Annotated in this window: 11 protein-coding genes and 1 tRNA gene; 6 read left to right on the forward strand and 6 right to left on the reverse strand. The window is 69.1% G+C overall.

Features of this window, described 5'->3' with window-relative positions; translation table 11 throughout:
• The first annotated feature begins 17 nt into the window (after positions 1-17).
• A tRNA-Met gene (locus tag ASE89_RS17865) sits at positions 18-94 on the forward strand.
• Here ASE89_RS17865 and fdhD read toward each other — a convergent pair.
• From fdhD to ASE89_RS17880, 3 genes are read right to left on the reverse strand one after another with little or no spacing between them, the layout of a single operon-like run.
• Positions 73-885, reverse strand: a complete 813-nt coding sequence (gene fdhD, locus ASE89_RS17870) for a formate dehydrogenase accessory sulfurtransferase FdhD (RefSeq protein ID WP_056680902.1) — start codon at positions 883-885, stop codon at positions 73-75. The two genes, ASE89_RS17865 and fdhD, sit on opposite strands and share 22 nt — an antisense overlap.
• A complete protein-coding gene (mobA, locus tag ASE89_RS17875; RefSeq protein ID WP_330219067.1) occupies positions 882-1,487 on the reverse strand; it encodes a molybdenum cofactor guanylyltransferase in 606 nt (201 codons plus the stop codon). Before mobA ends, fdhD begins: the two co-directional genes overlap by 4 nt.
• On the reverse strand, positions 1,394-3,682 hold the full coding sequence (locus ASE89_RS17880; RefSeq protein WP_056680349.1) for an FdhF/YdeP family oxidoreductase: 2,289 nt from the start codon (positions 3,680-3,682) through the stop codon (positions 1,394-1,396). The genes mobA and ASE89_RS17880 overlap by 94 nt, the downstream gene beginning before the upstream one ends.
• 125 nt (positions 3,683-3,807) lie before the next feature.
• Here ASE89_RS17880 and trxB point away from each other — a divergent pair, with 125 nt between their 5' ends.
• Positions 3,808-4,776: a thioredoxin-disulfide reductase gene (gene trxB, locus ASE89_RS17885; RefSeq protein WP_031395129.1), complete on the forward strand. Its 969-nt coding sequence runs from the start codon at positions 3,808-3,810 to the stop codon at positions 4,774-4,776.
• 279 nt (positions 4,777-5,055) lie between these two features.
• Here trxB and ASE89_RS17890 read toward each other — a convergent pair whose 3' ends face one another.
• Genes ASE89_RS17890 through ASE89_RS17900 form a run of 3 tightly spaced genes read right to left on the reverse strand, consistent with a single transcriptional unit; the run spans position 5,056 to position 6,811 of the window.
• The gene (locus ASE89_RS17890) at positions 5,056-5,871 is read right to left on the reverse strand and encodes a hydrolase 1, exosortase A system-associated (protein WP_056680355.1); all 816 of its coding nucleotides are present in this window, start codon (positions 5,869-5,871) and stop codon (positions 5,056-5,058) included.
• Complete coding sequence (locus ASE89_RS17895) at positions 5,859-6,521, reverse strand: hypothetical protein (protein WP_056680358.1); 663 nt, start codon at positions 6,519-6,521, stop codon at positions 5,859-5,861. The genes ASE89_RS17890 and ASE89_RS17895 overlap by 13 nt, the downstream gene beginning before the upstream one ends.
• Positions 6,522-6,532: 11 nt before the next feature.
• The gene (locus ASE89_RS17900; RefSeq protein ID WP_031441379.1) at positions 6,533-6,811 is read right to left on the reverse strand and encodes an acyl carrier protein; all 279 of its coding nucleotides are present in this window, start codon (positions 6,809-6,811) and stop codon (positions 6,533-6,535) included.
• Positions 6,812-6,888: 77 nt separating this feature from the next.
• Here ASE89_RS17900 and ASE89_RS17905 point away from each other — a divergent pair, with 77 nt between their 5' ends.
• From ASE89_RS17905 to ASE89_RS17920, 4 genes are all read left to right on the forward strand, one after another.
• Complete coding sequence (locus tag ASE89_RS17905; RefSeq protein WP_056680361.1) at positions 6,889-8,415, forward strand: acyl-CoA ligase (AMP-forming), exosortase A system-associated; 1,527 nt, start codon at positions 6,889-6,891, stop codon at positions 8,413-8,415.
• Entirely contained in the window at positions 8,415-9,656 is a 1,242-nt protein-coding gene (locus ASE89_RS17910) for a pyridoxal-dependent decarboxylase, exosortase A system-associated (protein WP_056680364.1), read from the forward strand. Before ASE89_RS17905 ends, ASE89_RS17910 begins: the two co-directional genes overlap by 1 nt.
• 128 nt (positions 9,657-9,784) lie before the next feature.
• Positions 9,785-10,429: an XrtA/PEP-CTERM system exopolysaccharide export protein gene (locus ASE89_RS17915; RefSeq protein ID WP_031393819.1), complete on the forward strand. Its 645-nt coding sequence runs from the start codon at positions 9,785-9,787 to the stop codon at positions 10,427-10,429.
• Between the two features lie 11 nt (positions 10,430-10,440).
• On the forward strand, positions 10,441-11,964 hold the full coding sequence (locus tag ASE89_RS17920; RefSeq protein WP_056680367.1) for an XrtA system polysaccharide chain length determinant: 1,524 nt from the start codon (positions 10,441-10,443) through the stop codon (positions 11,962-11,964).
• Positions 11,965-11,972 lie beyond the last annotated feature (8 nt).

An 11,972-nucleotide genomic window follows, 5' to 3' on the forward strand; every position in this document is an offset into this window, starting at 1 on the left:
TTCCCCGCAGACGGTACGGCGAAGTAGCTCAGTTGGTTAGAGCACGGGAATCATAATCCTGGGGTCGGGGGTTCAAGTCCCTCCTTCGCTACCATTTTCAAACACACCGAACGGGTCGTTGACGACCAGGATCGCGTCGCTGCGGGCGAGCGCAAGCAGCGTCAGGCCGTGTGCGCGCGCGTGATCGATCGCGAGACTGGTCGGCGCGGAGATCCCCACCAGCATCGCCACGCCCGCGACCAGCGCCTTGTCGACCATCTCGAAGCTGATCCGCGAGGTGACGAGGATGAAGGCGGGGGGCTCGGTCGACCGGATCGCCAGCCCGCCGACGAGCTTGTCGAGCGCATTGTGGCGCCCGACATCCTCATAGGCGGCCAGCACGGCTCCCGACCGGTCGCAGGCGGCGGCGGCATGGATCGCCCCCGTCGCGGCGTTGAGCGGCTGGTGCGCACGCAGCCCCGCCAGCGCGGCGAAGATCGCGGTGACGGGCACGTCGGGGCGGGGCGGGGTGCCCGCCACCGGCTTGCGCAACTGTTCGAGCCCGGAGATGCCGCACAGCCCGCAGCTCGTGTCGCTGGTCCGGTGGCGGACGCGGTCGTGGATCCGCCCCCTGCACCGCTCCGACAGGCCGACCCGGACGATCCAACCCGCCTCCGCCTCGAACACGTCGATGTCGCGTACGTCGTCGGCGCTGTCGGCGAGCCGCTCCGTCAGTAAAAACCCGGTGGTGAAGGCGGGCAGGTCGGCGGGCGTCATCATCATCACCGCATAGCCCAGCCCGTCGACCTCGATCGCGACGGGCACCTCGATCGCGATCGCGCGCGTTCCCGCCGCGACGGTGTCGGGGCGCAGGATGGTGATCGCTTCGGTACGGGCAGTCGTCACAGCGCGGCCATGTCCTCGGGGGTGTTGATGTTCGGGATGACCCCATGCGCGGGGATCGGCAAGGCGCCGATCGCCTCCGCCCAGCCGCGCACCGAGCGGCGCGGCGACGATTCGATATGCGCGAGCAGCGCGGCGGCGGACGCGGTCTCCCAATGCCCCAGCACGGGCGCATCGGGACAGAAGGCAGGCGCGCGGCGGGCCAGCGCCGCCAGCAACCCGTCGGGCAACGCAGGCACGTCGCAGGCGATCGTGAGGACCGATATGTAGCCGAGCCCCGCCGCATGGTGCAGCGCACCCGCTATGCCCCCCAGCGGCCCCAGATCGGGCCCCGGCAGGTCGCGGATCAGGCCATCCCGCCCCGCGACCACCGCGTCATCGACATGCGGCCGGAGCAGCGCACGGGCGTGATCCGCAAGGCGGCGCCCGTCAAGCAGCGCCTGTGCCTTGTCCGACCCGAACCGCGACGACCGACCGCCCGCCAGGACGACGCCGAGGATCCTGGGCGGGCTCAGCGTGTCTTCTCGATCCGCACCGGCACCGACTTGGCGGCAGGCACATGGCTTTCGCGCGCATGGTGCGCGACCGGCATCAGCAGGTTGCACTCGGGGTAATAGGCCCCGACGCACCCTTCCGGAATCGAATATTCGACGACGCGCAGCTTGTTGAAGCGGCGGTCGCCATTGTCGCCCGCATCGCCGACCAGATCGACGTCGTCACCATCGGTCAGCCCCATGCGCAGCATGTCGCTGCGGTTCATGAAGACGATGTCGCGCGTGCCCTTCACGCCGCGGAACCGGTCGTGATAGCCATAGACGGTGGTGTTGAACTGATCGTTCGACCGCAGCGTCATCAGCCGGAACCGCCCCTCGCTCTCCTCGAACCCGGTGACGTTAAGCGAGTGGGGGACGTTGATCTCCGCCTTGCCGCTCTCGGTCAGCCATTCGCGGTGCGCCGCCGGCACGCCTTTCCAGAAGCCGCCGGGCGTGAACATCTTGGCGTTGAAGTCGGAGAACATGTCCGGATAGGTCTCGGCGATCGCATCGCGGATCCGCGCATAGTCGCGCACCCACGCATCCCAGTCGAGCTTCGGATTGGGCGCCAGCGTCGCCTTGGCGATACCCGCAAGGATCGCCGGCTCGGACAGCAAGGTCTCCGCGGCGGGCGTCGCCTTGCCCTTCGAACCATAGATCTGGCTGAACGAATCCTCGACCGAGACGCTCTGCGGCCCGGTGCCCTGCATGTCGGTCTCGATCCGGCCGAGGCAGGGGAGCAGATAGCAGGTCTTGCCGGGCAGCAGGTGCGAACGGTTGAGCTTGGTGGCGATGTGCACCGTCAGGTCGATCCCGCGCCACGCCGGCTCCATCCGCGCATGGTCGGGGATCGCGCGGACGAAATTGCCGCCCAGGCCGATGAACGCCTGCGCCTCGCCCTCGAGCACCGCCTCGCACGACGCGACCGTATCCCAGCCGAGCTCGCGCGGCGGCTCGAAGCCATATTGCTCGGCGAGCTTGTCGAGCGGGGCGAGCTCGGGCTTTTCGGTGATCCCGACGGTACGCTGCCCCTGGACGTTCGAATGGCCGCGGACCGGGCCCATGCCCGCGCCCGGCTTGCCGATATTGCCGCGCAGCAGCATCAGGTTGACGAGCATGTGGACGTTGTCGATGCCGCCGACATGCTGGGTCAGGCCCATGCCGTATACCGCGATCACCGCCTTCGATTTCGCATAGACCTTCGCGGCCGATTCGATCTCGACGCGCGACAGCCCGCTCTCATGCTCGATCGTCGCCCAGTCGGTGCCGCGCGCGACGTCCGCGAACTTCTCGAACCCGGTGGTGTGCTCAGCGAGGAAGGCGTGGTCGAGGATCCGCAGCGTGTTGAGTTCACGCGCGCGATCATCGGCCTCGATCAGATATTTGCACATCCCCATCAGCGCGCCGACGTCGCCGCCGGTCTTCACCTGGTGATATTGCGAGGCGATCGGCGTCGACTTGCCGGTGACCATCTCCAGCGGGTTCTGCGGATCCTGGAATTTCTCCAGACCGCGCTCCTTCAGCGGATTGAACACGACGATCTCGACACCCCGCTTGGCGCAGTCGCGCAGCGGGTGGAGGAAGCGCGGGCTGTTCACACCCGGATTCTGCCCGAAATAGAAGATCGCGTCGCACTTCTCGTAGTCCGAGAGGTGGATCGTCCCGACCGCCGAGCCGATCGCTGATTTCAGCCCGACCGAGGTCGTCTCGTGGCACATGTTCGAGCTGTCGGGCAGGTTCTGGCTGCCGTACATCCGCGCCATGAGGCTGTACATGTACGAGGTCTCGAGGCTCGCGCGACCCGAGGCGTAGAAGATCACCTTGGTCGGGTCATAGGTCTTGAGCTTCGCGCCGATCCCGGCGAACGCCTCGTCCCAGCTGCAGGCGGCATATTTGTCGGTTGCGGCGTCATATTTCAGCGGATGCGTCAGGCGGCCGGCCTGTTCGAGATCGAAATCCTTCCAGCCGAGCAGCTCGGTGACCGTATGCTCCTGAAAGAAGGCCGGCGTCACGCGGTAGGATGTCAGCTCCCACGCGGTCGCCTTGGCGCCATTCTCGCAGAATTCGGCGGCATGCGGGTGCGCAGGCTTGCCCCAGGCGCAGCTGACGCACGCAAAGCCCTCGGGCTTGTTCTGTCGCGTGAGTTCGCGCAGCGCTTCGGGGCCGATCTTCTCGCGCGCGGATATCTCCACGAGCGATTTCATCGACCCCCAGCCGCCGGCGGGTGCGGTATAGTCTTCGATCTCGATGGTCCGGTCGTCGCTCATACGTCTCTCCGCTTTTGCCTTCCAACGAAGCGGGGCGGCAAACGATGCACGCCGATTGCGGACGCGATGGTTCAAATCGCATGCTCCATCGCCTAGATGAGATCCGAAACTCCAAGGATATCACGATGACGACGCACACGACCCGCATGCTCATTCTCGGTTCCGGGCCTGCCGGGCTGTCGGCCGCGATCTATGGCGCGCGCGCCGGGATGGCGCCGATCGTCGTCCAGGGGATCCAGCCCGGCGGCCAGCTGACCACCACCACCGATGTCGAGAATTATCCCGGCTTCAAGGACGTCATCCAGGGCCCGTGGCTGATGGAGCAGATGCAGGCGCAGGCCGAGCATGTCGGTACGCGGATGATGTGGGACACGATCGTCAAGGTCGATGTCAGCAGCCGCCCGTTCCGCCTGACCGGCGACAGCGGCGACGTCTATGAGGGCGAGACTTTGGTCATCGCGACCGGCGCGCAGGCCAAGTGGCTCGGCATCGACAGCGAGGAGCCGATGAAGGGCAAGGGCGTCAGCGCCTGTGCGACCTGCGACGGCTTCTTCTACCGCGGCAAGAAGGTCGCGGTGATTGGCGGCGGCAACACCGCGGTCGAGGAGGCGCTGTACCTCACCAACCATTCGCCCGACGTAACGCTGATCCACCGCCGCGATTCGCTGCGCTCGGAGAAGATCCTCCAGGAGCGGCTGTTCGCGCACAAGGGCGTGACCGTGCTGTGGAACAAGGAAGTCCGCGAATTCGTCGACGGCGGCGGCAATGCCGGGCTCGTCGCGCTCGAACTCGAGGATACGGTGACGGGCGAACGCTCGCGCCTCGCGGTCGATGGCGGCTTCGTCGCGATCGGCCACCACCCCGCGACCGAGCTGTTCCGCGGGCATATCGATCTCGATTCGGACGGCTATATCTCGGTCGAGACCGGCTCGACGCGCACCAGCGTCGAGGGCGTGTTCGCGTGCGGCGACGTGGCGGACAAGGTCTACCGTCAAGCGGTGACCGCAGCGGGCACGGGCTGCATGGCCGCGCTCGACGCGGAGCGGTTCCTGGCGGCGGCGGAATTCGCGGAGCTGGCCGAAGCCGCGGAGTAAGCGCGGGGGGGCGTGCGTCCTTCCGATCCGCGCCCTTCACACCCTCCGTCATCCTGACGAAAGTCAGGATCCAGAGTCAAAGACGGCACCGCTGGTAACCCTGGATCCTGACTTTCGTCAGGATGACGAGAGGAGAGGTGCCGGTGTTCCCCTCACACCTTTCGCCATTATGACGGACGGGGGAGTGCCAGCGTCCCATCCCAACCTCCGTCATCCTGACGAAAGTCAGGATCCAGAGCCAGGAACGGCACTGCCCGTAACCCTGGGTCCTGACGTTCGTCAGGATGACGAAGTGGGAGAGGCGGGGACCTGTGCATTCTCAGTGCCGTCGATCACGTCCCTGAGCGCCGCCTCCAACGCAGCGGCATTCGCGGTCCCGGCAAAGCTGTGCGAATCGGTGGCCAGCCGCACGATCCGCGCCGCGCCGCGGTAGCGATCCGCAAACACCTGCGCGGTCACGTCGCCAGTCGCGAGCAGGATGACGACGCGATCCGCCCACCCGTCGATCGCGCCGCAGACCCGGCTGGCGAGGTCGCCCTCGACCTCCCCCGACGCCCGCGACAGCCTCACCAGACCCCGGACCAGCTTGCGCAGATCGATCCCGCCGCGGATCAAGCTGAACCACGCCGCCGGATCACGCAGCCGCGCCGCATAGCGCGCGCGGATCGCGGCGGCAGGGGGCAGGTCGTCGGTCGGCGCGATCACCCAGGGGTTGGCGAGGAGCAGCCGGTCGACCCCCGCCGCCCCCCCGAACAGCGCGAGCGCGCTCGCGGCGTCGCAATTGCCGAACCCGACCAGACGTGTGACGTGCGGCACGGCCGCGCGAAACGCGGCGGCGGCGGCGACCAGATCGGCCTGCGCCGACAGAAAATCGCCATTCTCGCCGCTCGAATCGCCGATGCCGCGGCGGTCGTAGCGGAACACCGGCGTGCCCCCAGCCGCCAGCCGCCGCGCGAGCATCGCCATGCCGCGGTGCGCACCGCTGCGGATCTCGTTGCCGCCCGACACGATCAGCACCCCCGTCGCGCCCGCCGCGTCGTCGAGCGTCGCTACCAGCGTCTCACCCTCGCAGGGGACCGCGATCAGCCGCCGCATGTGGCGATCCACCCGGCGATGTCCGCGGCCAGCTTGTCGGAGAGCGTTGCATCGCTGCCCGGCTCCGACCGCCGCCACAGCGGCGCCCCGGGATAGCGCGCATCCGCCGGACGCGGATCGCTCTCGAGTCGAACCGTTCGCGACGCCGCATATGGCACCGCGTCGCGCAGATCGGCGAGCAGCGCGGCGGACAGGCTGTTGCCCGCATAGACATCCTCGTCGGGCATCGTCGACGCAGCGCGGATCCGGTTCAGGTCGCGCAACAAATCATCGCCCGCCTGCGGTGCGAGCCGCCACCGCCCGGTAAGGCTGGCGTCACAATCGACAAGCGCACCGCTCCGAATCGTGAGCGCGTAAACCGGCACGTCGAGCGTCCCGACAACCGCGGCAAACGCCCGGCGCAGGTCGGGCAACCGCAGGTCGCGCGTCTCGATCACACTCTCGCCGGTACCGGGCAGGTTGGGCAGGATGCTGCCGATCCCGCGCCCGGCCAGCGCGCGCAGCATCGCGACGAGGAATGCGCGCGTGCGGTTCGCCTCCTCGAACAGCGGCAGCACCGCGACGACCACCGGTCCGGCATCGGGGCCGAAGCGCAGCATCGTCTCGCGCCCGCCGGCCCAGTCATAGCGATCGAAGCGGGGGCCGGTCATCCCGGCCGAGGCTAGACCAACGCCTTGCGCGCCGCAAACTGGACGAGCGCGCCGAACGTCTCGAGCATCTCGCCGTCGATCTCGTCATCCTCGATCAGGATGCCGAGCCGGTCCTCGAGCTCGGTCAGCACGCTTGCCACCGCCATCGAATCGAGTTCGGGGAGCGCGCCGAACAACGGCGTGTCGTCGGTGAATGCCGCGACTCGCTCGGCGCTGAGGCCAAGGATGTCGGCAAGGACGGCGCGGACCGTCGTTTCAACCTGGGAAGTACCTTCGAAGATCACGAGCATCGCCTGAACCGTTGCGAACCGGGCCCCGCTAGCGTGCGGGGGTGAATTCGGCAACGGCTTGGCGCTATGGAGGACCCATGACCCCGCCCGACCCCGTCCCGTTTCCGATCGATCACCTGACGTCGCGCGGCGCAGCCGACGACGTTGCGCTGATCGACCGCGCAGGGACGATGACGTTCCGCGACCTCGAAACCGCGGTCGCCGCGCTCGCGGGCTGGCTGGCGGGGCAGGGTCTTGCAGAGGGTGCGCGCGTCGCGACGTGGCTGCCCAAGACGCGGGTGGCGTGCGTGATGCCGCTCGCGGCGGCGCGCGCGGGGCTGGTCCATGTCCCGGTCAACCCGCTGCTGCGGCGCGCGCAGGTCGCGCATATCATGGCCGACAGTGGTGCTGCGCTGCTGGTGACGCAGGGCGCGCGGGCGGCGACGCTCGAGCCGGGCGACGTGCCGGCGGACTGCGCAATCGTCGACGAGGCCACGCTCGATCTGCAGCGCGAGGGCGGCCCGGGACCGTCCGATGCCGATCCGGCGACGCTCGCCGCGATCCTCTACACCTCGGGATCGACCGGGCGGCCCAAGGGGGTGATGCTGAGCCATGCCAATCTGTCGCTCGGCGCGGTGTCGGTCGCACACTATCTGAAGCTCGCGCGCGACGACCGGGTGCTGGGCGTGCTCCCGCTGTCGTTCGATTATGGCCAGAACCAGCTCTTCTCGACCTGGGCGGCGGGCGCGGCGGTCGCGCCGATCGACTATATGGTCGCGCGCGACGTCGTGAAGGCGGTCGAACGGGTCGGCGCGACGACGCTCGCCGGCGTGCCGCCGCTCTGGGTGCAGCTGCTCGAGGCGGACTGGCCGGCGGAGACCGCGGCGCGGCTGCGGCGGTTGACCAATTCGGGCGGCGCGCTGACCCCGCGGCTCGTCACAGGGCTGCGCGCGCGGTTCGCCGGCGCGGATATCTACGCGATGTACGGGCTGACCGAGGCGTTCCGCTCGACCTATCTCGACCCCGCGCTGATCGACGCGCACCCCGATGCGATGGGCCGCGCGATCCCGTTCGCGCAGGTGTCGGTGATCCGGCCCGACGGCCGCCGCGCCGCGCCGGGCGAGCCGGGCGAACTGGTGCATGCAGGCCCGCTGGTCGCGCAGGGCTATTGGCGCGATGCCGAGCGGACCGCGCAGCGCTTCCGCCCCGCGCCCGACGGCAACGGCATGGCGGTCTGGTCGGGCGACACGGTGGTCGAGGGCGCGGACGGGCTGCTCCGCTTCGTCGGCCGCGACGACGAGATGATCAAGAGCGCGGGCAACCGGATCAGCCCGCTCGAGGTCGAGGAGGCGGTACTCGCCGGCAATGAAGCCCGCGAGGCAGTCGCGGTCGGCGTGGCCGATCCGCGGCTGGGGCAGGCGATCGTCGTGATGCTCGCAGGCGACGCGGCTGCCGAGCCCGCGCTCAGGACCCGCTTGCGCACCGCGCTGCCGAGCTTCATGCAGCCCGCCGGCTATCTGTGGCGCGACGCGCTGCCGCGCAACGCCAACGGCAAGCTCGACCGGTCCGCGATCGCGGCCGAGGTCCGGGCATGGTCGTCTGCACAGGAACAGGGACAGGCATGATGAAGCCGATGGGGGCGTTGCCGCCCGAATTTGCGCACCAGTTGGGCGCGCTGACGATCGGCGGGCGGTCCGCGGAGGCCTGGGTCGCACACGCCGGCGACACGCCGCTGTTCGTCTATGACAGCGCCATCGTCGCGGCGCGGATCGCGCGGTTCCGCGCGGCGATGCCCGCGATCGACCTCCACTACGCGATCAAGGCGAACCCGCATTCGGACTTGCTCGCGGCGGTCGCACCGCTGGTCGACGGGCTCGACGTCGCGTCGGCGGGCGAGCTCGGCATGGCGCTGGCGGTGAAGCCGGCGCCCGCGATCAGCTTTGCCGGTCCCGGCAAGCGCGACGACGAACTGACGGCAGCGATCCGCGCGGGCGCGACGTTGAACGTCGAATCGGAGGGCGAGGCCACGCGCGGGTTCGCGATCGGCGCGCGGCTGGGCATCGCGCCGCGGATGGCGGTGCGCGTGAACCCCGATATCGAACTGCGCGGATCGGGGATGCGGATGGGCGGCCGCGCCTCGCCCTTCGGGGTGGATGCGGAGCGTGCGGCGGCGCTGGTGCGCGACATCGTCGCGGCGGGCGCGGACTGGCGCGGGTTCCACATCTATGCGGGCAGCCAGGCGCTCGACGCGGGCGCGATCATCGAGACGCAGGCGGCGACGCTCGACCTCGCCGCGCGGCTCGCCGACGCGGCGGGCGTCGCGCCGACGCTGGTCAATCTGGGCGGCGGGTTCGGCGTGCCCTATTTCGCGAACGACATCGCGCTCGACGTCGAGCGGGTGGGTGGGGCGCTGCACGCGGCACTGGAGACCCGCGCGGCCGTGCTGCGCGACACCCGGTTCGCGATCGAGCTGGGGCGGTGGCTGGTCGCCGAGGCCGGCGTGTACCTGACCCGCGTCATCGACGTGAAGCAGAGCCAGGGCGAAACCTTCGTCGTCGTCGATGGCGGGCTCAACCATCAGCTCGCGGCGAGCGGCAATTTCGGCACCGTGGTCCGGCGCAACTATCCGATCGCGGTCGCCGCGCGGATGGGGGAGGCGGCCGCGGCCGACGCGGTGTCGGTCGTGGGACCGCTGTGCACCCCGCTCGACCGGCTCGGCGACCGCGTCGCGCTGCCGCCGGTCGTGCCCGGCGACCTGATCGCGATCTTCATGGCGGGCGCATACGGTGCCAGCGCGAGCCCGGCGGCGTTTCTCGGGCATCCACCCGCGCTCGAGATCGTTACTTCAGTCCAACCCCAGCCATGAGCGTGGCGGCGGGCGGGGTTGCGGAGCGCTCCTAAACGCTATCTTCACCTGTTTCCCTGCATAGCCCGTGCGAGTTTAACCGGCCATCGGACACCCGTTGCCGGGATGGCGCCAGGAGATCAGTGCCCATGCGTTCCGGACCCGTTTCCCGTTCCCTGTTCACGCTGGGGCTCGCCGCGTCGTCGCTGGCCGCCTGCAGCAGCACCGGCGGTCCGCCCGAACTGCCGCCCGCGGCCTATGTCGCGAACAAGGAACTGCCGGGCGAGGAATATGTGATCGGCCCGCTCGATCAGCTCAACATCTTCGTCTGGCGCAATCCCGAACTGTCGTCGAAGGTCCAGGTCCGCCCCGACGGCCGGATCACGACGCCGCTGGTCAACGACATGTCCGCGGTCGGCAAGACGCCCGCCCAGCTCGCCGACGACATGAAGAAGGCGCTCGGCGAATATGTCAAAAACCCGATCGTCTCGGTCATCGTCGAGAATTTCAGCGGTACCTACAGCCAGCAGGTCCGCATCGTCGGCGCGACCGAAAAGCCCGCCTCGATTCCCTATCGCGCCAATATGACCCTGCTCGACGCGATGATCGCGGTCGGCGGGCTCAGCCAGTATGCGGCGGGCAACAAGGCACGGCTGGTGCGCTACGACCGGGCGAGCGGCAAGCAGAGCGAGTTCTCGCTGCAAATCTCGAACCTGTTGAAAAAGGGCGATTCGTCCGCCAATGTCAGGCTTGAGCCTGGTGACGTCATCATCATCCCCGAATCGATGTTCTGAGGCGTGGCGGTATGAACGGCATCTATGACGAGGCGCGGGTCGCGCTGCACGCGATCTGGACGCGGCGGTGGCTCGCGCTCGCGATCGCGTGGGGCGTGTGCGTCCTCGGCTGGCTGTTCGTGTCGCAGATCCCGAGCCGCTATGAATCGCGCGCGCGCGTCTTTGTCCAGATGCAGAACCTGCTGCCCGCGAGTATGGACCAGCCGTCGGCCTCGAGCCGCACCGACATCGACACGATCCGCCAGACGCTGACCTCCGCGGTCAATCTGGAGAAGGTCGTGCGCGGCACCGACCTTGCCAACACGGTCGCCAGCGACCGCGACGTCGCCGACCGCGTCGCCAGCCTCGCCCAGTCGATCAAGGTGACGTCGGCGCAGGACAATCTGTTCGAGATCGCGACGACCGCGGCGAGTCCGAAGCTGGCGCGGACGATCACGCAGAAGCTGATCGACATCTTCGTCGAGGGCAATCTGGCAGGCGACCGGACGAGCACCAGCCAGAGCCTCAGCTTCCTCGACAAGCAGCTGGCGCAGCGGCAGAAGCAGCTCCAGGACGCGGAGGCCAAACGCGCCGACTTCCAGAATCGCTATCTCGGCGCGCTGCCCGGCACCGGGTCGGTCGCCGACCGGATCGGTGCCGCGCGTTCGCAGATGGCGCAGGTCGATGGCGATCTCGCGGCGGCGCAATCGGGACTGGCGGCGGTGCAGGGACAGATGGCCGGCGTCGCGCGAACCGTCGCGGGCAGCGGCGGCGTCGCCGGTGCGGCCGGACCCGCGCGCGCCCGGCTGGCGGCGATCCAGGGGCAGCTCGCCGATGCCCGTGCGCGCGGCTATACCGAAAGCCATCCCGACGTCGTCGCACTGCGCGCGCAGCTCGCCCAGGCAACCGCGGCGTCGCGCGGCGAACCGCTGTCGGGCGGCAGCGGCGCGGGCTCGTCGCCCAATCCGCTCTATGTCTCGCTGCAGGCGATGATGGCGGACAAGCAGGCGGCGGTCGCGTCGCTCAGGATCCGCCGCACGCAGCTGCAGGGCGATCTCGACCAGCTCAACGCGAAGCTCTCCGAGGATCCGACCGTCGCCGCCGAACAGGGCGCGATCGACCGCGATTATCAGGTGCTGAAGGACCAGTATGACCAGCTGCTGACCCAGCGCGAGCAGATTGCACTCCGCGGCCAGGCGCAGTCGCAGACCGATCGCGTCAAGTTCAGCGTGATCGACCCGCCGACCACGCCGCAAAAGCCAAGCGCACCGAACCGGATGCTGCTGCTGACCGGCGTACTGATCGCCGGGCTCGGTGCCGGGATCGGCGGCGCGTTTCTGCTCGGCCAGCTCCGCGGCACGTTCGCGACCAGCGCCCGGCTCGAACGCGTCGCGGGAATGCCGGTGATCGGGTCGATCGGCGAAGTCGTGACGCGCACCCAGTCCGAGCTGCGCGCCAAGCAGTTCCGGATGTTCCTCGGCGGCACGGCAGCACTCGGCGCCGCCTATGTGCTGCTGCTGGGCGTCGAGATCCTGCAGCGTGGCCTGGCGGCCTGAGGACGTGA

The organism is Sphingomonas sp. Leaf30, from assembly GCF_001422525.1.
Classification (GTDB): domain Bacteria; phylum Pseudomonadota; class Alphaproteobacteria; order Sphingomonadales; family Sphingomonadaceae; genus Sphingomonas; species Sphingomonas aerolata.

Excerpts from the sequence above, each read along its gene's own strand:
- ASE89_RS17880 (WP_056680349.1), bottom strand. The coding sequence starts at position 3,682 with ATGAGCGACGACCGGACCATCGAGATCGAAGACTATACCGCACCCGCC.
- trxB (WP_031395129.1), top strand. The coding sequence starts at position 3,808 with ATGACGACGCACACGACCCGCATGCTCATTCTCGGTTCCGGGCCTGCC.
- ASE89_RS17890 (WP_056680355.1), bottom strand. The coding sequence starts at position 5,871 with ATGCGGCGGCTGATCGCGGTCCCCTGCGAGGGTGAGACGCTGGTAGCG.
- ASE89_RS17895 (WP_056680358.1), bottom strand. The coding sequence starts at position 6,521 with ATGACCGGCCCCCGCTTCGATCGCTATGACTGGGCCGGCGGGCGCGAG.
- ASE89_RS17900 (WP_031441379.1), bottom strand. The coding sequence starts at position 6,811 with ATGCTCGTGATCTTCGAAGGTACTTCCCAGGTTGAAACGACGGTCCGC.
- ASE89_RS17905 (WP_056680361.1), top strand. The coding sequence starts at position 6,889 with ATGACCCCGCCCGACCCCGTCCCGTTTCCGATCGATCACCTGACGTCG.
- ASE89_RS17910 (WP_056680364.1), top strand. The coding sequence starts at position 8,415 with ATGAAGCCGATGGGGGCGTTGCCGCCCGAATTTGCGCACCAGTTGGGC.
- ASE89_RS17915 (WP_031393819.1), top strand. The coding sequence starts at position 9,785 with ATGCGTTCCGGACCCGTTTCCCGTTCCCTGTTCACGCTGGGGCTCGCC.
- ASE89_RS17920 (WP_056680367.1), top strand. The coding sequence starts at position 10,441 with ATGAACGGCATCTATGACGAGGCGCGGGTCGCGCTGCACGCGATCTGG.